Genomic DNA, 21,490 nt, shown 5'->3' with positions numbered 1-21,490 from the left:
GAAAATTATTCCTTAAATAAAATAGGAGGGCATTGCAATGTCAAATGAAACCATGTACATCTTCTTTCCATTGAAGATTATTAGCTATCCGCAGTCTGGCTACTCAGAGGATGATCGTGATGAGCTTTCAACGGAAGAAGCAGTGAATTATGAGGATATAATCCTTGCAGCTATCAAAAAAGAAAACTATCACATTGAGGAGTTTCTTGTTGAGAGTACATTGAAGAAAAAGGTGGGAAGCCTTAGTCCCTCCGTTGAAGTTCTTGACGACAAACTCTGGGGTGTGATGACGGTTCAGTTAAACACTGCCCTCACATCAGAGGAAACAGCAACGTTAATTTCGCAGATCGAAGGACAAAATCGTGACGGCTGGGGGAAGGATTTCGAGCGGCGTCGTATCAACACACCGGATTGTGAGATTTACGTTAGATTTCACAACAGTAACACTTACATGATTAAGACAGAGCAGGAGTTTAGGATGGACCAAGGGCAGGACGGACTGGTGATGGGTGGTCTGTCATGAGCAAACCGCTTTCCTTTATCGGATTGGAGCGTTCAAAAAATGGTCCAGAGCTTACACAACTATGAAATGAAATTTTGCATTGATTGCAGAAGTAAATATATTTTCAGTTGAAAATTAAGAGGCTAAGTTTCAGGTCAACTTAAATGACCTGCAGACTTAGCCTCTTTTTTTAATCCCATTTTTATTATACGGAAAATATAAAATGTAGGAGGTTAAATTCATCATGAGCAAAATTTTTCATATCAGTGGTCTGGAAACCAATGCAGGAATTCTTGATGCTGGAATCATGAGCGGTATTCCGGAGGTAGAGGACATACAACGGTCCAATCTATACCAGGAGCTTACCTGGGACTGCGGTGCATCCGAATGCATCGCAGTGATCGTCAAATCTTTTCGCTACGGGCACGGCCCTCCCGAGCCTGCTGATGCGGAGGATTTAAGTTGGATTGCCCTGCATCGTGAAATGATTGAAACTGGTGAAGCGATAGAGTTGCACCCCTCACGCTTCGCCATTTTCTATCCCGATCATGGGATGTAATTTAGTATATAGCACTCATCGGTATTAATTAAACTGAAGGGTGCTTTTTCTTTTTCCTGAATTAACTATTATCAACAGAATAAGAAAACATGAGGCGTCGTCTTTGGAAAAAGGCGGCGCCTTTTTTGTTTTCAGCGAAAGGAGCATAAACCATGAATCAAAAAGCAAATCCATTAGAAAAGCCGGGTGCGGGAGCAACCGGTCCCCCAAAACGTTATGGCGTGCCGTTGCCAGCTGAGCGCTCCCGCTGCGAGGGCTGTCCTTATCCCCGTATCGGTTTCATTTGCTGGAGTCCGGATGGAACCTGTATGAAAACGGATGTTGATGCCATCAACCGCCGCAGTAAAGGCAGGTGAAAAAATGAACAGCATCATCAGCTGGGTAGGCGGAAAAAAAGCACTGCGGGAGTTGATCTATCAGCGAATACCCAAAGAGTTCGGGCGGTATATTGAGGTTTTCGGCGGCGGTGGCTGGGTGCTGTTCGGGCGGCCGGTTGACACCGCCATGGAGGTGTACAACGATTTTAACTACGACCTCACAAACATGTTCCGGTGTGCTAAGGAGCAAACCCTTGCACTGATTCAGGAACTGAACTTCCTGCCGCTGAATGGGCGGGATGAGTTTGGTGTGCTTCGCAGATATTTGGAGAAGCAGGAATTTACTAGTGAGTATCTCGCAAAGGAGTTAGTGCTTGCCGAGCGATATCTCACCCCACTTGAGTATGAAGACATCCGGCAGATTCTTACAGAGAAAGCAATCATGAATGATGTCAAGCGTGCCGCCGCCTTCTATAAACTCATTCGATACAGTTACGGAAGCGGATGCACCAGCTTCGGCTGTCAGCCCTTTGATATTCGGAAAGCCTTCCACCTGCTCTGGCAGGCCAATGTTCGTTTAAAGGATACGGTTATAGAGAACAAGGACTTTGAAGATCTCATCCGACAGTACGATAGAGAGAATGCTTTCATTTATTGTGACCCGCCCTACTACCAGACAGAAGGACATTATGCCGTAGAATTCAGAAAGGAAGATCATTACCGTTTGCGGGATATGCTGACAGCCTGCAAGGGTAAGTTTCTGGTCAGCTACAATGACTGCGAATTCATTCGGGAGCTGTATAAAGACTTTCAGATTGAATCGGTCAGCCGACTCAATAATCTGGCACAGCGCTATGACAATGGCAGTGAGTACGCCGAGGTGCTGATTTCCAACTATGATACCGGCGAAAGGTTGCTGGATATGCCATCACAGCTCAATCTTTTTGACGCCGGTCTTTTCTTTGACCAGTAACCAAACTCCCGCAAGGGATATTTATGAAGGAGGAAACATCCTATGAAAATTATGAAAACAAAAGCGGTCGTCGATACCCATGGATTTCTGACGCTTCCTGCAATTCCCGCAGGGCTGACACCCGGTGAACAGGTCGATGTCGTTCTTGCATCCCAAGGGGAGGAATCAGCCCCGTTGCTTTTTCTTACCCAAACTGGCATTGAGGTTGCCATGCCGTTGTACGCGCTGGCAGATGCGGATGCACTAGATGCGGACGAAGAACCAGATGACGAGGACGGTCTGAATCTGCCAGTAGAGCTGCTGGAGGATGCCGGAATTTCCGCCGACAGCGATCTGGAGATCATCTGCGGTGACGGTGCCATTGTCATTTTGGCCTCAGATATTTTATATCAGCTGCCGGAGGAACTGACCGGACTCTTTCAAGAGCTTGGTGTTCACCCCGATACCGTTCGGGAGGTTATGAGAAAGGAGGGTTACCTTGTATGAATGCTAAAAACACATACCGCATTATCGACAGTAAGGGCAGAGTGCTGATTCCCAAGGACATGCGCTCTGCATCCGGATTGGACTACGGCGATATCGTGAAGCTGAATGTCCATTCAGAAGGTGGAGCTTATCGAGGTAGGAGACCAGTCACCTGAAGCGGTGGAAGCTTATGTCCGTGCTGCTATCAAGCGTATGCCAGATGATACACAGCTTAGTCTCATCACCGATTTAACGGAGCTGCTCAGGCAAAGGAAGGAGAATTAATTCGTGGAAGAAAAAAAGCTTTTAACTTCGCAGGACTGCCGGCAGACAGGATATGATATCTCGCTGGAGGGAAAGGTGGTTGTGCTGAGTGCGGCCGCACTACCTAAATCCCATCGCAGTGCAGAGCATCAGCTGTATTTCTGTACCGGTGGCTTTGGCAGTAAGCAAAGTCCCAGTGGACGTGCGGTCTTTGCCGTATCTCTGGCAGATGGCGAACAGATACGCTGGAACCGCAGTGACATTCTCGGCATTGCGAAGCCTGAAATTCTTACGGATCATGCCAGACTCCAGCTGTCACAGATTCGTCCGGCAGGAGCGCTGGACTTGAAAAATCATGAGCCTCAGTACAGCGGTTATTGCTTTTTGCCGGATGGCCGCTATACCTCCGGTGTGTGGCTTTGCAGCCCCAAGGAGGTGCAGGACTACATCGACCTGCAGAAGGAATATCAGCATCGAATCATGGTCTGCGACCGGGATGATTCCTGCGTTTTTGAAATGGTGGATGGTAAACTCATCTATCCAACGCAGGAAATACTGGATGCACATCGCAAAAAACAGGAGCAAAATGGCTGCATGGAGCTGAAGCTGTAACGCATTGCAGACTTTGGCTTCTTTTATACAAAAATTGAAAGGAAGGTATTCTCATGGCAGAAAAGAAAAAGAAAAAGAGAAAGGTTGGCGTAATCGCCATCCTTATTCTCCTCCTGCTGCTGATCGGCGGCGGGATTTTTGTTTTTATGGAACAGCGTCCCGATTTGTTTATTCCGGAGGATGAGATCCTCACCCGTGGTAAGTTCGCTACTATTATGGTACGGGATATCCCGCTGGATACAAAGGATGTGGAGAAAGACCCGGCCAGCTTCCCTGATATTGACGGACATTGGTCGGAAAAGTACATTGAGGCGCTGATTGATGCAGGTATCATTGATCCTGCTGACTATCCGGATGGCTTCCATCCCGATGATCCCATCACCCGTGCCGAAATCATCAAGATGCTGGTGCGTATCAGCGGAAAGGATGAGGAAGCGAAAAATACCCAGGGACACAGCGGCTATGACGATGACAAGGACATCAAGGATGGCGATAAGGGCTATGTCATCATTGGCAAGGAGGAAGGTATTACGGGAGAAAATGCCGACGGAAAATTGAAGCCGAATGATCCAGTTACCAAAGGCGAGGCCAAGGATCTGATTGATAAGACGAAACCTCTTCCGACACCTACCCCCACACCGGAAATACCCAAGCCAACCCCCGCCCCTAATACCCCCGATCCTGTGAAGCCAACACCTGTAAAACCAACACCGACACCCGGCGGAAATTCGGATGACGATGATGATTCAGGAAGCTCCGGCGGTGGCTCCGGTGGTAGTTCTGGGGGAGGTTCCTATTCCTACCCGGATGCGCAGGTGCGTTTTGAGCTTCCCGAAACCGCACATACCGATACTGAAATCAAGGTCATGCCGGTATGGAAATATATGCAGAGCTTTACATGGACGTTGAGTAAAACTGCCGTGGACGGCTCCGAACAGACGGCAGAACTGACAGATGCCGGCACGCTCAGTCTGGAGGGAGGTATACTCCAGTTTAAGGAGCCGGGTAAATATACCCTGACCGCAACTGCTAAAAATGTCAGAGGAAAGGAAACTGAGCTGTCCAAAACGGTGACGGTCTATCCGGTGATTGACTTGACCTTCGCCCTGCCGGAAACCACCCACACAGACAAATCGGTGACGCTGTCCTATGCGCTGGAAGCTCTTTATGGACACGACATCGTGTGGACGGCAGAAAAAGACGGTGAAGCAGCAGCTCTTACCGATATGCTGGATGGTACGCTTGGAAATGAGGGCGGCACCTTTGTGTTCAAGAGTTCAGGACAACAGACACTTACAGCATCCCTGACCGATGAGACTGGCCGCAGCTTCACCCATACGGAAAGCACAATAGCCTATCCCGTAGCAGAGATTACCTTTGCGCTTCCTGAAGCAGCCCATACTGATACGGAGCTTAAAATCTCCACCACGCTGCTGAATGCAGATAACATGCCTGTGGTTTGGAGCCTTATGAAGAATGGAGAGTCGGCTGAAATCGCAGAGGAGCTGGAAGGTTCCCTGACCGATGCCGGCGGCAAAGTTCGCTTCAAGGACAAAGGTGTATACCGTCTTACCGGAACGCTGACGGATGAAACTGGCAGAACCTTTGAAGCATCACAGGCTGTTACCATCTACCCGGTGGGCGCCGTTGGCTTCTATCTGCCGGAGATTTCCCATACAGACAAAAGTGTTCAGGTGCAGGCATCATTCCAACATCTTGGGACTGCTGAAATCCAGTGGTCGTTGACTCGAAACGGTGATGCGGTCACGCTCTCGGACTATGTGGAAGGAAATCTGACCGGTACCGACAGCACCGTGCGCTTTAAGGAAAAGGGCGAATATGTGCTGAAAGCCGCCTTTACAGACCCTGCAGGCAGAAGCTACAGCTATACTGCACCCATTAAAGTCTATCCGGTACCGGGTATCACCTACCAGCTGCCGGGAACCGCCCATACAGATTCCATTGTGTCAGTGATTCCCCAAACTGTGGAATTGAACGGCTTAAAGGTGGAATGGCTGTTGGAGAACAGCTTCGGATTCCAGGATCTTGCGACTTATCTTGACGGTACGCTTACAAATAGCGGAGGGACGATCCGATTCAAGCATGCAGGAATCTATGAACTCATTGCCCGGATTACCGACGAAACCGGCCGTGTGTTCCTGTATGAGGAAGGCGGGAAAATCGAAGTCCTGCCAGTGCTGACCATTTCTTTCGAGCTGCCGTATGCCATCCATACCGACCGCACCCTTGACCTGCGTACCCGCGGCAATAACAATACGCTGCCGGTAGTATGGGTACTTACAAAAGATGGGGAGCCGGTGGAGCTTACCGAAACGCTGGAAGGCAGTCTGAATGCATACGGCGGGAAAATTCGCTTTAAGGATGTCGGAACCTACACTCTGACTGCCTCAATGACGGATGCTCTTGACCGTGTATTTTCGTATAGTGCGGTTACAACCGTCTACCCGGTACCTTCTGTTTCGCTGAGTGCGCCGCAGGTGTGGTATTCCGGGGAAGCCGGAGCGGTCAGTGTCACTGGTACCGATCTGGAAAACCTCACCGCCAACTGGACAGTCAGCAAGGATGCAGGCGAAGCCAAGCCTTATGGCGCCTATGCTTCCGGTTCTTTGACAGAAGAGGGCGGCTCCCTCACCTTTTTCGCAAAGGGAACCTATAAGCTGTCTCTGACCATGATAGACCCTGCCGGCCGTACCTATGAAAAAAACCGGGACTTTACTGTATATCCTATCCCGACCATGAGCATCAGTGTTCCTGCATTGACCTACAGCGGGGACTCTATGGCGGTTACCGCTTCGGGCTCCGAGCTTGCGGAAATGGACATGGCATGGCTTCTTTCTGTCGATGGCGGTACCGCCAGACCTTATGCTGAATATGCATCAGGGACCCTATCGTCTAGCGGAGGAAATCTGCATATCTCGACCAATAAGACAATCACCGTGAAGATGATTGCAGAAGCAACAGATATAAACGGACGCAAGTTTACTTTTATTTCAAATGCAGGAACAATCAAGCCTCTTGCCAGCTTCCCGTTTACCATTCCGTCCTCTGTTCATATTGGCGCTGGTTTTAATGTATCCCTGCCGGCAGCTACCGGACTGGATGGCAGAAACCTCGTGTGGGCGCTGACTAAGGGCGGCAGTCCGGCAGCTTACACCGGGAGTCTCACCAATAGTGGCGGCAATATCACCATCAGTGCCACAGGCAGCTATAATCTGACTGCCAGCACCACAGACAGCACAGGGCGCGTCTTTAGTTATGCTCAAAATGTCGCCATTACTAACAATGCACCGAACAAACCGACCGGAAGCGCTTCCGTTACCCGCACGGCTCAAAACAGCAAGCTACGGGTGAATCTTACTGCATCGGCTACCGACCCGGATGGAGATGCTGTCACACTGGAATACTTCGGCAACACAGCCGACAGCTATTATGCCGTGGGGACCCACACAGTGAAAGTCCGTGCCAAGGATGCATGGGGGTTATATTCTGACTGGACGAATATCACCTTCACTGTGAGCAATTCTGCACCCAGCACTCCGGTGATTTCCCGCACACCAAACGGCAACAGCATAGCACCGGGCGTGTCCATCACCATAACCGCTTCCAGCAGTGATCCGGATGGAGATGCCATCACCTATATTTGGGAAGGGCGTCCCGCACAGACAAGTACTGCCTACCCGTTGGGCAAGAACGTGGTGCGCGTGAAAGCCGTGGACGCCACTGGAGCCGAATCTCCCTGGGCCGCAATCGTTTTCTTTGTAGCCGACCCGAATCGTGGTGGCGGCATGACTCTGACAGGACCGGAATCAGTCATCCTAGAGCAGGGAATCTCCGGTGCGACCATCACCAATTACACCTTCACTGTGCCCCCTGTATCCGGGCATTCCGGCAGCGACTACGGACGTGTCCGCGGATACAATACCTTGACCGGGCAGTGGGATCAGCTCGACTACGGAACTACCACCAACGGCATAACCTTCAGTCGTTCCCTTTCGCCCGGCATCTACAGTCAATTGGAGATGTTTTATTTTACAAATCATGATTGCATGTATGTGCGTCCGCAAGGACTCTATAGTATCGCTCGTGTGTGAGCATTAGATTAAAGAGAAATCTAATTGGTCAGCCGACTTACCAGTAGCCGAAAGGTCAATGGGAACAAAGCACGTCGGAAAAGCATATTTGTTTTGAAGTCAGAAAGAAGCAAGATATGCAAGACCACAGCGCAATATGGCTAAAGCTATACTGCTTCAATCCCAGTTTCTTCGCTTTAACACGTTGGGCAAACACACTCTGACTTATGTGTTTGAGGATAAATCTATGAAGATATCTGTACATTGTCTTCATACTCTTTGATTTATCCCGGTGTACGATAAGTACGCAAAAGAAACGAAAAGGAAGCCTAAGTTGCGCCAAAAAGTACTATGGAGTTTAAACGGAGATTGCCTAAGTTAGAATGCCGTCAAAACGGCTATATGTAATGCCTTTAAGGTGATAAATCTCAAGGATAAGACCAAGAGAGATGACATTGAATATCTAATATGGCAACGGAGCTTTCATAGTAGTCTGAGCAAGGGAAAGCCTTGTACATGGCGAAGGAAAGCAGATTGTTTTATTGATAAAGAATGGAGGTATGCGAAATGCAGAACGCTAACACGATTTTATCAATGCTAAATCAGAAATCGCAGAATGATGAACACTATGTATTCCAAAGAATATATAGGAATTTGTACAACCGGGAATTTTATGTCAATGCCTATGCCAGAATCCAATCCAAAGAAGGAAATATGACAGAGGGTATTGATAACCGGACCATTGACGGTTTTAAATATGAAATGATTGATACTCTGATTGAAAAGCTAAAAACTGAACAGTATTATCCCAAACCCGTTAGAAGAACCTATATTCCGAAAAAGAATGGTAAAACAAGGCCGCTTGGAATACCGTCCTTTGAGGACAAACTGTTGCAAGAAGTCATTAGGCAACTCCTGGAATCAATCTATGAACCAATTTTTAGTGACAATTCACACGGGTTCAGACCGGACAGAAGCTGTCATACCGCCTTGTGTCAAATAAAAAACACAATGAGAGGTGCAAACTGGGTCATAGAGGGAGACATTACAGGGTGCTTTGATAACATTGACCACACTATCTTACTGAATATTTTATCTCAGAAGATAGAAGATGGTCGATTTATTGAGTTAATCAGACGATTTTTAAAAGCAGGATACCTTGAATTTAAGCAAATGCACAGGTCTTTATCAGGCTGTCCTCAGGGTGGAATTATTAGTCCCATTTTATCAAATATCTATCTAAACGAATTTGATAAATACATGGACGAAATCATCAATAAAAACACCAAGGGAAAGAAAAGAAGAAGCAATCCTGAATATCAAAGACTGCGCGGTAAAAGATATACGGCGATAAAAAATGGGAATCTTGAAGAAATCAAAAGATTGACAAAGGTGATACAGAGCATACAGTCATTAGATTCAATGGACAGTAGCTTTACGAGGGTAAAGTATGTGCGTTATGCCGATGACTTTGTAATTGAGGTAATTGGAAGTAAAGAAATGGCAGAATCTATTAAGGAAGATGTAGCTACGTTTCTGAAAGAAAAATTAAGTCTTGAATTAAATCAAGAAAAAACTTTAATTACGAATCTCGGAAATGAAAAAGCAAACTTTCTAGGCTATGAATTTACGAAAGCACACTGCAACACCAAAATGGGTAAGGATAAACGGGGTAACAGAAGACGTTCTGTAAATGGTCAGATTCAATTATTAGTGCCACATAAAGTAATCAGTCAAAAAATCAGAGAATTCACTCAATATGGCGAATCGTGCGTTTTTAAGCCAAGACTAAAATTGCCTGTACTTGATATCATTAACGAGTACAATGCAGAAATCAGAGGGCTATACAATTATTATTGTCTGGCAACCAATGTAAGTCAAAGGCTGTACAAATTTAAGTATTATCACTATTTCAGTATGGTGCACACCATTGCAAGAAAAGAAAATATATCTGTAAAAAAGGTCATTAAAAAATATGGAATTGATGTGCCGGTTAAAGATGGTACAGGAACACGCCGGATTGTTGGAGTAAAATACCATACGAAAAAAGGCGAGAAAACAATGACTTACTTTAATGACCGGATTGTGAAAGAAGACTTTCCAGAGGCTAATGTTTATGACAGCTTTGGATATGATATCTCCTTTAACTCACAGCTAATTACAAGGTTAAATGCAAACAAATGTGAATTGTGCGGAAGTACTGAAAATATTGAAGTTCATCATGTAAGAAAACTTAAGGATATCAAAGACAAGTATAAAAAACGTGGCAGGCATATACCGAATTGGGTTTTAACAATGTCAAAAATGAACAGAAAGACCTTAATCGTATGCAAAGACTGTCACTGGGATATCCATGGCGGAAAATGATTTAGAAACAATTGGAGAGCCGTATACATTGAAAGGTGTACGTACGGTTCGGAGGGGGGCAGACAAAAACCTGCCATAGAAATATGGCGTGGCGTTGGCTGCCTACCCTACAACAAATCAAACATCACCTACAGTGTGGAGTTTTACTTCCAATAATCAGTCTCACCTGGAAAGGAGGGTTTTTCATGAGTAACATTCAGATTAAAAATAACCGCATTCTGTACTACGGAAACACGGCAGGCTATCTCTCCGGGGAAAATGCTGTGGTTGATCCTATGTTCCAAACCGACGAGCTGAAATCCTATCTCACAGAAAAAAAGGGACTGGAAGTGGAATGGACACCTGGCACCTTCGAGCGTCTGACGGCGGGAACCCTCGATCAGGAGGGCAACGCTGCACTGCTAAGGCGCTGCCGTGTGTGGCAGATTGCACCTGAAACGGATGTGATGATGAAATTCATCAGCTATGATGACTTTACAAGACGCTTCGGAGAACCGGACCCCGCCAGCTATCAGGTGGTGTACGACGGCGAGGTGGACACCAATGATCTGGAAGCACTCTGTACCAAATTTAATGTTGACCACCCACCCGGCTATGAAGGGCACAGTCTGTCTATGTCAGATGTGCTGGAGCTGTATGATAAAAGCGGCAGCACCTTTCATTACTGTGATACCTTCGGTTTCAAGGAAATCTCATTTCAAGCGCCGGAGCAGGAACAAATTGAGGGGCAGCAAATGAATCTGTAGCCACAGACAACACAGCCATAGGGCTGTTTTTTATTGCCTAAAAATGAAGGAGGAAAACACATGAACCAGCAATTAACACCCAGCAGAATCGATGCCCGTATCAATACGATTCACTTAAATGGCAGGGTAAGAGCCTTTGCATCCATTACGCTGGCAGACTGCTTTGTTGTCCGGGGCGTGAAGGTCATCGAAACGCCCACCGGTCTGTTTGCCGCTATGCCCAGCCGCAGAAGTACCTCCGGCGAGTACCGGGACACCTGCTTTCCTATCGTAAAAGAGCTTCGGGAGCAGATCAATGAAGCGGTACTGGCAGCATACCGACAGGCACTCCTGCAGGCCGGAGAGCAGACCCTGCAAGTTGATGAATCTGAAGAAGGAGGAATCACTCATGAGTAAAGCGCAAAATGCACCGAAAGCAACACAGACCGCCGCCGAACAGCCTCTCCCCATGAAGATCGATGTAAAAATCGGCTCCATTCGTCCGGATGGCAATGTCAGGGCTTACGCATCGGTCAACCTAAACGACTGCTTCGCCATCCGCAACGTTAAAATCGTGGACAGCACCAAAGGGCTGTTTATTGCCATGCCCAGCTATAAGGCGGGCAATGGCGAGTACAAGGATATCTGCTTCCCGGTCACCAAGGAGTTCCGCGAACAGCTGAATCAAGCGGTTGTCGATGCCTACCAGCAGGCACTGACACAGAGTCAGACTCAGGGCAGACAGCTGATGGAACAGGCGTCCCAGCCGGAACAGCAGCCCGGAATGCAGATGGCAGGGCTGTAGTCTTGCCATGTCACCCATTCACCAATCTTAAAAACCAAATCAAATAAAATGGAGGTCATTTCAATGAAAAAATTTGTATCCAAGGTAACTAATAAGCTCACCACAAAGGCACTGGAAGCACAGGCTCTGCTCCGTAGAAAGGATGGGGAAAATTTCGTCGACACGGCCATCAAGATCCTTATGGCTGTTGTCATCGGTGCTCTGGTGCTGGCCGGATTGTATGCCCTGTTCGGTGAGACCGTCCTACCTACATTAAAACAGCGTATCGTTGATATGTTCAATTATGGTGGCTGATCCGTCGCTCCTGCTGCAGGGCGGCTTTTTTATTATCCTGCTGGCTGCGGTATCCGCTTGGGATATCTGCAAACGGATCGTCCCCGACATGCTGTGCCTATGCATCGCCCTGATCGCTCTGCTTGATTTCACGCCGGAAAAACTGCTTGGCCTGATTCCCAGCCTTGTCTTGCTCAGTGCCGCCCTGTTATGGGGCGGCATGGGCGGCGGGGATATCAAGCTTATGGCGGCTTCCGGTCTGGTGCTGGGCTTTTACAACGGAATGACAGCGTTAGTGGCAGGACTTATCCTGCTTCTTCTGTTTCATGCGCTATGTTTTATGATCCAAAAACTGCGCGGGAGGACTGTGCCAAGGGCATACCCCTTCGCGCCTTTTCTGTCCATTGGCTGCCTTGCAGCCTTTTTTTTATTTTAAAGGAGGGCTATCCCATGAAAAAAACATTAGTTACTGTCGCTTGTATCGCAGTTCCGGTTGTTGCAGTTACAGCACTACTTATCCGCAGATTCCGAAACCGTCGCTTTTTTTGATTCTAATCCGAATTTTAATAGAAAGAAGGAGGAATTGTCTCTATGAGTTTTCTAAAAAACCGCACGATGCTGGGGGGACTCTGCATCGTGCTTTCGTTACTCATCTGCTTTGCGCTTACTCCGCTGTTTAACCAAAGTGTATCGCAGAAAACAAGTATTGTCCGGGTGGTAAAGGAGATCAAAGCCGGAGACCAGATCACAAAGGATACCGTGCAGACGGTGGAGGTGGGTGGATATAATCTGCCGGAGAACTTACTGCGCCAGCCTGAATCGGTGATCGGCAAATATGCCGAAGCGGATCTGTTTCCCGGAGATTATATCCTTACCGATAAGCTCTCTGACGTTCCAGCTGCTGAAAATGCCTATCTGTACAGCTTAAATGGTGACAAGCAGGCCATTTCGGTCAGCATCAAAAACTTTGCCCAAGGGCTTTCCGGCAAGCTCATCTCAGGTGATATTGTCTCGGTTATTGCACCGGACTATAAAAAACAGGGAGCCACAGTCATCCCCCCGGAATTGACGTATGTAGAGGTGATCGGCGTCACGGCCAGCACCGGCTATGACACAGATACCGGAGAGATTTCTGAAGAGGAAGATGAAAAGGAGCTCCCCTCTACTGTGACACTGCTGGTATCGCCCGAACAAGCAAAAATCCTTGCAGCGTTGGAAGCAGACGGAAAGCTCCATCTTTCACTTGTTTTCAGGGGTTCCAAGGAAAATGCCGCTCAGTTTACTAAGCTGCAGGATGAGGTTATTACCAAGCTATATCCCGTACCGGTAGCATCGGACGATACTGAAGCAGCGCAGCCCTCCGGCACAGAACCATCTGCTGAAACGGAGGCTCCTGCCACAGAAGCAGGAGGTGAATAAGATGCTGAACTTTATGAAGGGAAGCCTGTTCTCCCGAGATAAAAAGGAAGCCCTGCCGGAGGAACCGGAACAGGATGTGCAGGTGCTGGCAGTATGGGGAAGCCCTGGCAGCGGCAAGACCACCGTTAGTGTGCGTCTTGCTAAATACCTTGCCGAACATAAAAAGAATGTGGCGCTTTTGCTGTGTGATATGACCGCCCCCATGCTTCCCTGCATTTGCCTTCCCGGTGACTTGGAGTGTGAACGCTCTCTTGGCAGCATCCTTGCCGCCACCCATATAAGCGATCTACTCATTGAACAGAACTGTGTGACCCATAAGAAAATGGGGAACCTCACCATGATTGGCATGCTCAAGGGAGAAAATGTGTTTACCTATCCGCCCTACAGCCAGGAGCTGGCGGCGGAACTGATCGATCACCTGCGAGACATCGCAACCTACATCATTATCGACTGTGGCAGCTATATTGCTCATGATATTCTGTCGGTGGTTTCTCTTCTGGAGGCGGACTCCGTTCTACGCCTAGTAAACTGCGACTTAAAATCAATCAGCTATCTGTCCAGCCAGCTTCCCCTGCTGAAGGATCAGAAATGGGATGCAGATAAGCAGTATAAGGTGGCATCCAATGTACGCTCCAATCAGGCGGGAGAGCATATTGAACAATTGCTGGGAAATGTGGTATTTCAGCTTCCGCATTCTGAAGAGCTGGAAAATCTGGCTCTGTGCGGAAATCTGTTTGGGGAGCTGAGCCTCAAGGACAGCCGAGGCTTTCGCAAAGAGATTGAAAAAATAGCAAAGGAGGTGTTTGGCGTATGAGCCGAAAAAAGCCTGGAAAAGCAGACCGGCAGACGGTATCTGCTCCGGTTATGAAAATAGATAAGACACGAACTGCGGCAGGCTCTCAGAGCCTGTTTTTTTCATCCTCAAATACCCATGAATTTGGTTCAGTCCTCCGGGAGGTTCAGGCCCATATTTCTTCCCAATATGCGGGGCTCATTACAGATGGCAGCAATGGTGAACGAAAGGAGCAGATCAAGCGCTACATTTCAAAGTACCTCCAGGATAACCGGTTAGCTGTGGCGGAAATGACCGAGGAACAGCTCACCGACGCGATTTATACCGAAATGGCTGAGTTTTCCTTCCTGACCAAGTACATCTTCGGGGAGGGCATTGAGGAAATTGACGTGAATGCCTGGGATGATGTGGAGGTCCAGTATAGCAATGGAATCACCAGAAAGCTGGAAGAACACTTTGAAAGTCCTGAACACGCAATCAACGTGGTGCGCCGCATGCTGCATGTGTCCGGCATGGTGCTTGACAATGCCAGCCCTACCGCTCTGGGACATTTAAGCAAAAATATCCGTATTGCGGTTCTCAAATCCCCAGTGGTAGATGAGGATGTCGGCGTAGCCGCCTCTATCCGTATTGTAAACCCGCAGTCTATGCAAAAGGATGACTTTACCGGAGGCGGTACAGCCACGGAGCCGATGCTGGACTTTTTATCGGAATGTTTGCGATACGGGGTGTCCACCTGCGTGGCCGGAGCCACTAGCTCCGGCAAGACCACGCTGGCAGGATGGCTTCTGACCACCATCCCGGATGGAAAGCGCATCTTTACCATTGAAAACGGCTCCCGCGAGCTTGCATTGGTAAGGCGCCAAGATGGGCAAGTCGTAAACAGCGTCATTCACACACTGACCCGCGACAGTGAAAATGAACGGCAGCGGATTACGCAGACCAGTCTTCTGGATATGTCTCTGCGCTTTAACCCGGATTATGTGGTGGTGGGAGAAATGCGAAGCGCTGAGGCAAACGCAGCCCAGGAAGCAGCCCGAACCGGTATCACGGTATTGACCACAATTCACTCCAACAGCTGTGAGGCCACATGGCGCAGAATGGTATCCCTGTGCAAGCGCGCGGTGGATATGTCTGATGAAACCCTTATGTCCTATGTGACAGAAGCGTATCCCCTGGTGGTGTTCTGCAAGCAGCTGGAGAATAAGGCCCGGCGCGTCATGGAAATCATGGAATGCGAGATTCTGCCGGACGGCACAAGAAACTTCCGGCCGCTGTTCCAGTACCACATTACCGAAAACCGTATGGATAACGGGAAATTCATCATTACAGGACACCATGAGATCGTGCAGGGCATCTCAGAGAGTCTGCAGAGAAGGCTGCTGGAGAACGGCATGCCGCAAAGTACATTGAAGCGCATTCTTGCGATGGGAGGTGCCGCATGACAGGAATCCTTTTAACTGCCTGCATCGGTTTGATTGCAGGCGCTTTTCTCATCCTCGGCCTATCTCCTCTGGAATTTACAGATGGTCTGTTCGGGTTTCTGACCCGAAAGGATCAAAGCATCCGTGCGCAGATCAATGAAAGCACGAACCGGAAAAAGGCCCGTTTTCTGCGCCGGGAGATAATTGAAGTGCAGGAGATCTTAAAACTTACTGGTCGTGCAAGCCGCTTTTCGATGGTTTGCGCGGTATCGCTGTTACTTTTCGCGGCAGGGGCGGCCTTTGCTATTCTGCTAAACAATGTGTTTCTGGTGCCAGTGCTGGCGGCGGGGCTGATGTTCCTGCCCTTCTGGTACATCCGGCTGACAGCGTCCCATTACAAAAAGGCGGTGGCGGCCGAGCTGGAAACCGCGCTCTCCATCATTACAACCTCTTATCTAAGAAACGAGGATATACTCACCGCAGTTGAGGAAAGCGTACAGTATTTGAACCCGCCGGTAAAAAATGTGTTTACAGAATTTCTGGCACAAACCCAGCTCATTGACCCGGATGTGGAAGCGGCACTCCATGCCATGAAGCCAAAGATTCAGAACGATGTGTTCCACGAATGGGTGGATGCCATCAGCTCCTGCCGCTATGACAGAAGCCTAAAAACCACGCTGACACCCATTGTCTCAAAGCTAAGCGATATGCAGATTGTCAATGCGGAGCTGGAGTATCTGGTATCTGAGCCCCGCAAGGAATTTATCATTATGGCGATGCTGGTGGTGGGCAATATCCCCATTATGTACATGCTGAACCGGGACTGGTATCATACGCTGATGCACACTATGGTGGGGCAGATCATTCTGGCAATTTGCGCTGCCGCTATCTTTATTTCTGCGGCATTTGTGATACGGCTAACCAAGCCCATTGAGTACAGGAGGTGACCGGGATGATGACAAAGTTGTTTTTTACCGGAATCCTAATTGCCGCAGGGTTATTTCTGATATTGGCAGATGTACTAAAGCTTCCCGCCATGGGCGCCGGAAAGGCCATGCTGGGTGCCGGCAAGGAAAATAAGAAAGCTGCTAAAACAGTGGAAGCGTGGCTGATGACAGGTGCCGTAAAGCTCTCGAAATACATCCGAATGGATGAGTACAAGCGAAGCCGGATGACAAATATCCTGAAAGCTTCCGGCATTTCCATGACACCGGAGGTGTATACGGCCTATGCTATTACCAAATCCGGTGCCATAGCACTTGGTGCGCTGCCGTGCCTGTTCCTGCTTCCGCTGCTGGCTCCAGTACTGCTGATACTGGCAGTGCTGACCTATTTTCAGGAAACGAAACGTGCCGACGAACAGCTTCGGGAAAAACGAGAGCAGGTAGAAGGTGAGCTCCCCCGATTTGTGGCAACCATTGAGCAGACGCTAAAGGCCAGCCGGGATGTGCTGGCGATGATTGAAACCTACAAGAAGAATGCCGGACCTGCCTTTGCCCATGAGTTGGATGTTCTGACCGCCGACATGCGCTCCTCTAGCTATGAAGCGGCGCTCACCCGGTTTGAGTCAAGGCTAAATTCGCCCATGCTTTCTGATGTCGTCAGAGGTCTCATTGGCGTACTGCGCGGTGATGACAGCGCTGTTTATTTTCAGATGCTGGCGCATGATTTTAAAGCACTGGAGCTTCAGAGACTCAAGGGGCAGGCACAGAAGATCCCGCCAAAGATTCGGATATTCTCCTTTATTATGCTGATGTGCTTTCTTTTTACCTATCTCGCCATCATCGCTGTGGAGATTTTAAATTCACTTGGAACTATGTTTTAGATTGGAGGTGTTACGATGGAAAACAAAAATCAAGCCCTGCTGTTTGACCGGATACAGGAAAATTATAATGCTTTTACCACAGAATGGGCGGCACTTGCACCGGAGGAACTGATTGAAAAAGTAGAGGAAATCTATGCGGTTCAGATGACAAAAAAACACCTCATGAGCTGTGTGGATGAGCAGCAGGCAGCATGGCTGCTATGTTATGAAAATCCTCTGGAAATCATGCGCGACAGATGGATTGCAGAGAACGGTATGGAGATGGTGCATGATGAGGATTTTTCCCATGCGCTATGGGCGGTAATGGACTGCCCGGACACGGAGCGCCTTTATGCTTTGGCAAAAGAAGTGGAGTCGTCTCCTGACCAGGATCGCCCTGTAACTGTTCGAGAATTCATTGAAAAGCACCAAGGCGTTGCCTATGATATGATGACGCCAGGCGGATATGTGTATCTGACACCGGAAAAGGCACAACTCCTGCTGGACGGGCAGAGCACTAAGGGGCATCCGGGAAGTCCAGAGTATGCTTTGGAAATTCCTGCAGAAGAACTGCTGGAACAGGAGGTTGTAAATGCCCGTTTCAGTGATGGTGCATGGCATATGCTCAGTGATTACATTCATGATATGGATATGGAGCAGGAGCAGACTCCCATGGAGGGGGTGACCCTGTGCTGAAGAAAGTTCTGAAAAACAGACGCGGTGAAGGTTATATTGACGTAGCCGTGCTGGTGCTGTGCGTGATGCTGGTCATCGCGGTGGCAGTCAGCGTCCTGCCTGTATTCGTTACAAAGAATAAGCTGGACACCTATGCCGCCGAGCTGTGCCGGGAAGCGGAAATCGCCGGACGTGTGGGCAGTGAAACCACCCTGCGGGCGCAGGTACTGACCGAAAAGACAGGACTTAATCCTGATATCTCATGGTCGAAAAACGGAAAAATTCAGCTAAATCAGGAATTCACCGTAACAGTGACCACGCAGACGGATCTCGGTCTTTTTGGCAGTTTCGGAAGCTTCCCTGTCACACTGAAAGCACAGGCCAGCGGGAAAAGCGAGGTGTATTGGAAGTGACAAATGGAAAAAAATATGCTATTCTGAAAGATAACAAAGGAACCTCGTTTCCCTTAATTATTGCAGTAGCCTTGGTGCTGCTGATGGTGCTGTGCGGAGCCGCCGAGTATATCCGACTGGCGATCATTGCCCAGGGCGTCCGGGACGCGGTTCAATCCGCAGTAATTTCCACCGTGAACGACAGCTATGACGATGTATATCACGGTGTCCGTGAAGGTTATGCCGGAGCGTATATGCCATCTGCAGATGAATTTGAGGAAAGCCTTGATTACGGTGACATCTACGGGTATCTGGACGATCTGCTGGGGCTACGCTACGAAGGCGGCTATCATGTGAAATATGCCGGAGAAGGCTTGGAATTCAAACTCTCACGACTATCTGTGAACTTAGAAAATATGCCGCTGGCACCGGGCAGCCCGAACAACAGCCGTGGATTTCTGGCTGATGCAGTGATTCGATTGGAGGTTCCGGTACGATTTGGGGGCAAGCTGCTCCCGCCGATGGTGATCAACCTCAAAACTCAGGCGAAATATATGCCTTTATTTTAGCTGTTTTCGGATTATCCATAGACTTCCGGAAACTTATGTAGTATGGTGTGTCATTGAAAAACATACCATCAACCATTCACGAAAAGGAGGTCATCCTATATGAAACTGACAGAAAAAACAAAACGCAGACTTACAGTTGCAGGACTCGGTGTTGTGAGCATCGCCCTTGTAATAGCGATTGCCTCACAGTTTAAAACAGAGGTTCCCAACGAATCGGAGATACTGCCAATGCAGGCGGTGTCCAGCGAGGTCACCCCAAGTGTAGATATTCCGGACCCTTCCACGCTGCCTTCGGAAACGCCGAAGATAAGTGTACCATCAATTGATCCGACAGAAACGCCGGCTGTGGCGGAGGGCGCGGATACTGGAAAATCCACCGGTACCGAGCAGAGCATCCAAGCAGAGCCTACGAAACCACCTGCTCCTACAGAGGAACCTAAAACGGAAGTTTCGACTTCAAAGGAAGAAAATCCTACTGTTAACCCAAGTAAGACTTCCGAGAATAAGACGGAGGGCACGGTAAAGACAACACCGCAGGAACCGGCTGCAGGCACTATAAATGATAAGGGGCAGATGTGGGTACCTGGTTTTGGCTGGGTAGATAACAGTGGTGAGAATGTTGGTACAAAAGTAGGCAATGATGATGACGAGCTTACTGGAAATAAAGTAGGAGAGATGGATTAGCACTATAGTATAAAATAATTCTTGTGAAAGCACCGGATTTTCCGGTGCTTTCACTGTTTTAGGAGGTATCATATGAAACGATATCTTAGCTTTTTTCTTATATTGGTGATTCTGATTTCTGTATTTTCACCCATTACCGCCTACGCCGAAGGAGAAGGAAACATTGACCATGGAGGCGGTGGAATGGGTAGTGGCACCAGTGAAAACTATTGGAATTCTGGGAATGAAGGAGTCCGTATCACAGTAGTCAGAGCAGAAGATAGAATTACAGTCACCACTCCCGTGGATTTTACAAATAAAACGCAGCCAAATAGTCTTGTTCATTTTGGAAAAGTGAGCAAGATACAGTATAATAGCGGTAGTAGTCTATCGGTTAAAATGGGTGGATACACATACAGTAATCCCGGTAAGGCTTTGCCACGTATCATTAGTTCAGGCAGCGGACAGGCAAGTATTGAACAAATTAAAAGTTACTTTACAGATGAACTTGTTATCCGGTATATTGCTCAAGTCACAGGTATGGATTATGATGTGCTTATAAATGGCAATTACAAACTTATGTTGGAGCCTATTGCATACATGACTTTCCAGGGAATGAAGATGGCAATGACAGCAACTGAAGCGGCTCTCTACGATCAGCAGCTGGGTGGTGGACTGCGAAGCAAGATGGTGTCGCTTAGCCACAAAAACTTGCCCTTAGCAATGTTTTTAGAGGTATCGGATCTCGGTTATCCCGCATGGTCAGGCTCAAGATCATCATCGGCCTCTAATGTTGATATCATTTCGTCTCTCGGAATTGGTGTTGTCAGGTTTAAGGAAAAACCGGACGAACAACCCGAAGTGACTGCATGGGATTATGAGTACCGCGTTAATACCGATGTCATCACCTCAGTCACCGTCCGCGGTGGACAGTCCGATCCTGACCATCCGGTAACAGTACGATTTAACATAAGAGGCAGAACCTATACCGTCAGTGGTGTGTACTACCCAGAGGGAGACAGCCAGCTGGTATGGGTGCTCTGGAGGACACCCTCCACACCACAGACCATGACCATTAATGTGTCGGTATCAGGCAGCGGTTCTGCCAGCAAGGGTACCATTACAGCTAAAATCGTTGATCTATCCGGCAATGATCCGCCCAATCCTGTGGCAGATGACCGGAACGACGGCTATACAAAACCATCCGTGCTGAGTAAGGAACAGAAGACCTCGGCATCTTGGGGTGTCTGGCGCCCGTGGTGGCATGAATATTGGGTCTGGCACAGCGGTGACGATGAGGATGGCTGGTGGGAAGACGAAGGATGGTGGGAGTTCGATTGGGACGCATACCATGCCAGTCTTTCCGCATCTATAAGCATCACTCCCGATTCAAAGGTACCGACCGCCTCGGGAAAAACTATGGGAAGCGGTTATGGCATTAATCAAAGCACCACTGCTAATGTCAGTACCAATCAATCCTCTGCGGTGACCGATGCACAAAATGCAGTCACCTATTTTCCAGAGTTCCAGTATCAGACGTACTGGCGGCTTTTAGAGCGTACCCAATCCGGCTATAGCTCCAAGTTTGAATTTGCCTCTAATAAGTATTCTACCTACAAACGCAGAACACACTTCACCCCCGTATGGATGCCGAACGGAAGCTATACTCCCTACACATGGCTGATAGATTGCTGGACACCTTCGGGAATGCTTTCTATGAATCTGACCGACTCAGTAAATATCCAGGGAAGCGTTTGGGATGACTGGCACATTGCGCCTGTCAAACCGGACTGAGAGG

At 48.4% G+C, this 21,490-nt stretch carries 23 protein-coding genes and 1 pseudogene; all 24 read left to right on the top strand.

The window, feature by feature from the left end:
* The first annotated feature begins 37 nt into the window (after positions 1 to 37).
* The 24 genes and pseudogenes from FAY33_RS10495 (at position 38) to FAY33_RS10380 (ending at position 21,486) form a co-directional block, all read left to right on the top strand.
* Positions 38 to 523: a hypothetical protein gene (locus FAY33_RS10495; protein ID WP_143321173.1), complete on the top strand. Its 486-nt coding sequence runs from the start codon at positions 38 to 40 to the stop codon at positions 521 to 523.
* Positions 524 to 746: 223 nt separating this feature from the next.
* Positions 747 to 1,061, top strand: coding sequence for a hypothetical protein (locus FAY33_RS10490; RefSeq protein ID WP_143321172.1), 315 nt, complete (start codon positions 747 to 749; stop codon positions 1,059 to 1,061).
* Between the two features lie 152 nt (positions 1,062 to 1,213).
* Positions 1,214 to 1,417: a hypothetical protein gene (locus tag FAY33_RS10485; protein WP_033165226.1), complete on the top strand. Its 204-nt coding sequence runs from the start codon at positions 1,214 to 1,216 to the stop codon at positions 1,415 to 1,417.
* Positions 1,418 to 1,421: 4 nt separating this feature from the next.
* The gene (locus FAY33_RS10480; protein WP_143321171.1) at positions 1,422 to 2,351 is read left to right on the top strand and encodes a DNA adenine methylase; all 930 of its coding nucleotides are present in this window, start codon (positions 1,422 to 1,424) and stop codon (positions 2,349 to 2,351) included.
* Between the two features lie 42 nt (positions 2,352 to 2,393).
* The gene (locus FAY33_RS10475; RefSeq protein WP_143321170.1) at positions 2,394 to 2,837 is read left to right on the top strand and encodes a hypothetical protein; all 444 of its coding nucleotides are present in this window, start codon (positions 2,394 to 2,396) and stop codon (positions 2,835 to 2,837) included.
* Positions 2,834 to 3,101, top strand: a pseudogene (locus FAY33_RS10470) (AbrB family transcriptional regulator). The gene FAY33_RS10475 and the pseudogene FAY33_RS10470 overlap by 4 nt, the downstream one beginning before the upstream one ends.
* 3 nt (positions 3,102 to 3,104) lie before the next feature.
* On the top strand, positions 3,105 to 3,692 hold the full coding sequence (locus FAY33_RS10465; RefSeq protein ID WP_143321169.1) for a hypothetical protein: 588 nt from the start codon (positions 3,105 to 3,107) through the stop codon (positions 3,690 to 3,692).
* Positions 3,693 to 3,745: 53 nt separating this feature from the next.
* Positions 3,746 to 7,804 (top strand): S-layer homology domain-containing protein, encoded by a 4,059-nt coding sequence (locus FAY33_RS10460; protein ID WP_243126687.1) that lies wholly within the window; start codon positions 3,746 to 3,748, stop codon positions 7,802 to 7,804.
* A 546-nt stretch (positions 7,805 to 8,350) separates the two neighbouring features.
* Entirely contained in the window at positions 8,351 to 10,150 is a 1,800-nt protein-coding gene (gene ltrA, locus FAY33_RS10455; protein WP_143321219.1) for a group II intron reverse transcriptase/maturase, read from the top strand.
* Between the two features lie 185 nt (positions 10,151 to 10,335).
* On the top strand, positions 10,336 to 10,896 hold the full coding sequence (locus tag FAY33_RS10450; RefSeq protein WP_143321168.1) for a YodL domain-containing protein: 561 nt from the start codon (positions 10,336 to 10,338) through the stop codon (positions 10,894 to 10,896).
* A 60-nt stretch (positions 10,897 to 10,956) separates the two neighbouring features.
* Complete coding sequence (locus tag FAY33_RS10445; RefSeq protein WP_143321167.1) at positions 10,957 to 11,292, top strand: SpoVG family protein; 336 nt, start codon at positions 10,957 to 10,959, stop codon at positions 11,290 to 11,292.
* Positions 11,285 to 11,680: a SpoVG family protein gene (locus FAY33_RS10440; protein WP_143321166.1), complete on the top strand. Its 396-nt coding sequence runs from the start codon at positions 11,285 to 11,287 to the stop codon at positions 11,678 to 11,680. The genes FAY33_RS10445 and FAY33_RS10440 overlap by 8 nt, the downstream gene beginning before the upstream one ends.
* A gap of 63 nt (positions 11,681 to 11,743) precedes the next feature.
* On the top strand, positions 11,744 to 11,974 hold the full coding sequence (locus tag FAY33_RS10435; RefSeq protein WP_143321165.1) for a DUF6133 family protein: 231 nt from the start codon (positions 11,744 to 11,746) through the stop codon (positions 11,972 to 11,974).
* Positions 11,964 to 12,389 (top strand): A24 family peptidase, encoded by a 426-nt coding sequence (locus FAY33_RS10430; protein WP_143321164.1) that lies wholly within the window; start codon positions 11,964 to 11,966, stop codon positions 12,387 to 12,389. The genes FAY33_RS10435 and FAY33_RS10430 overlap by 11 nt, the downstream gene beginning before the upstream one ends.
* 155 nt (positions 12,390 to 12,544) lie before the next feature.
* Positions 12,545 to 13,372 (top strand): Flp pilus assembly protein CpaB, encoded by an 828-nt coding sequence (cpaB, locus tag FAY33_RS10425; RefSeq protein ID WP_143321163.1) that lies wholly within the window; start codon positions 12,545 to 12,547, stop codon positions 13,370 to 13,372.
* 1 nt (position 13,373) lies between these two features.
* Positions 13,374 to 14,186, top strand: coding sequence for an AAA family ATPase (locus FAY33_RS10420; protein WP_143321162.1), 813 nt, complete (start codon positions 13,374 to 13,376; stop codon positions 14,184 to 14,186).
* Between the two features lie 50 nt (positions 14,187 to 14,236).
* Positions 14,237 to 15,610 carry a CpaF/VirB11 family protein gene (locus FAY33_RS10415; protein WP_243126694.1) on the top strand — a complete coding sequence of 458 codons (1,374 nt, stop codon included), beginning with the start codon at positions 14,237 to 14,239 and terminating at the stop codon, positions 15,608 to 15,610.
* Positions 15,607 to 16,536 carry a hypothetical protein gene (locus FAY33_RS10410; protein ID WP_143321160.1) on the top strand — a complete coding sequence of 310 codons (930 nt, stop codon included), beginning with the start codon at positions 15,607 to 15,609 and terminating at the stop codon, positions 16,534 to 16,536. Before FAY33_RS10415 ends, FAY33_RS10410 begins: the two co-directional genes overlap by 4 nt.
* 8 nt (positions 16,537 to 16,544) lie before the next feature.
* Positions 16,545 to 17,414, top strand: coding sequence for a secretion protein F (locus FAY33_RS10405; RefSeq protein WP_143321218.1), 870 nt, complete (start codon positions 16,545 to 16,547; stop codon positions 17,412 to 17,414).
* Between the two features lie 15 nt (positions 17,415 to 17,429).
* Positions 17,430 to 18,089: a hypothetical protein gene (locus FAY33_RS10400; RefSeq protein WP_143321159.1), complete on the top strand. Its 660-nt coding sequence runs from the start codon at positions 17,430 to 17,432 to the stop codon at positions 18,087 to 18,089.
* On the top strand, positions 18,086 to 18,481 hold the full coding sequence (locus FAY33_RS10395; protein ID WP_143321217.1) for a DUF4320 family protein: 396 nt from the start codon (positions 18,086 to 18,088) through the stop codon (positions 18,479 to 18,481). Before FAY33_RS10400 ends, FAY33_RS10395 begins: the two co-directional genes overlap by 4 nt.
* Positions 18,478 to 19,029, top strand: coding sequence for a hypothetical protein (locus tag FAY33_RS10390; protein WP_143321158.1), 552 nt, complete (start codon positions 18,478 to 18,480; stop codon positions 19,027 to 19,029). The genes FAY33_RS10395 and FAY33_RS10390 overlap by 4 nt, the downstream gene beginning before the upstream one ends.
* A gap of 99 nt (positions 19,030 to 19,128) precedes the next feature.
* Positions 19,129 to 19,713, top strand: coding sequence for a DUF6550 family protein (locus FAY33_RS10385; protein WP_143321157.1), 585 nt, complete (start codon positions 19,129 to 19,131; stop codon positions 19,711 to 19,713).
* Between the two features lie 72 nt (positions 19,714 to 19,785).
* Positions 19,786 to 21,486: a hypothetical protein gene (locus FAY33_RS10380; protein ID WP_143321156.1), complete on the top strand. Its 1,701-nt coding sequence runs from the start codon at positions 19,786 to 19,788 to the stop codon at positions 21,484 to 21,486.
* Positions 21,487 to 21,490: the final 4 nt, after the last annotated feature.

Source organism: Clostridium sp. HBUAS56010 (genome assembly GCF_007115105.1).
In the GTDB taxonomy this organism is placed as follows: domain Bacteria; phylum Bacillota; class Clostridia; order Lachnospirales; family Lachnospiraceae; genus Lacrimispora.
The sequence above is the reverse complement of the archived record's forward strand: the minus strand, read 5'-3'. Positions and strand labels throughout refer to the sequence as shown.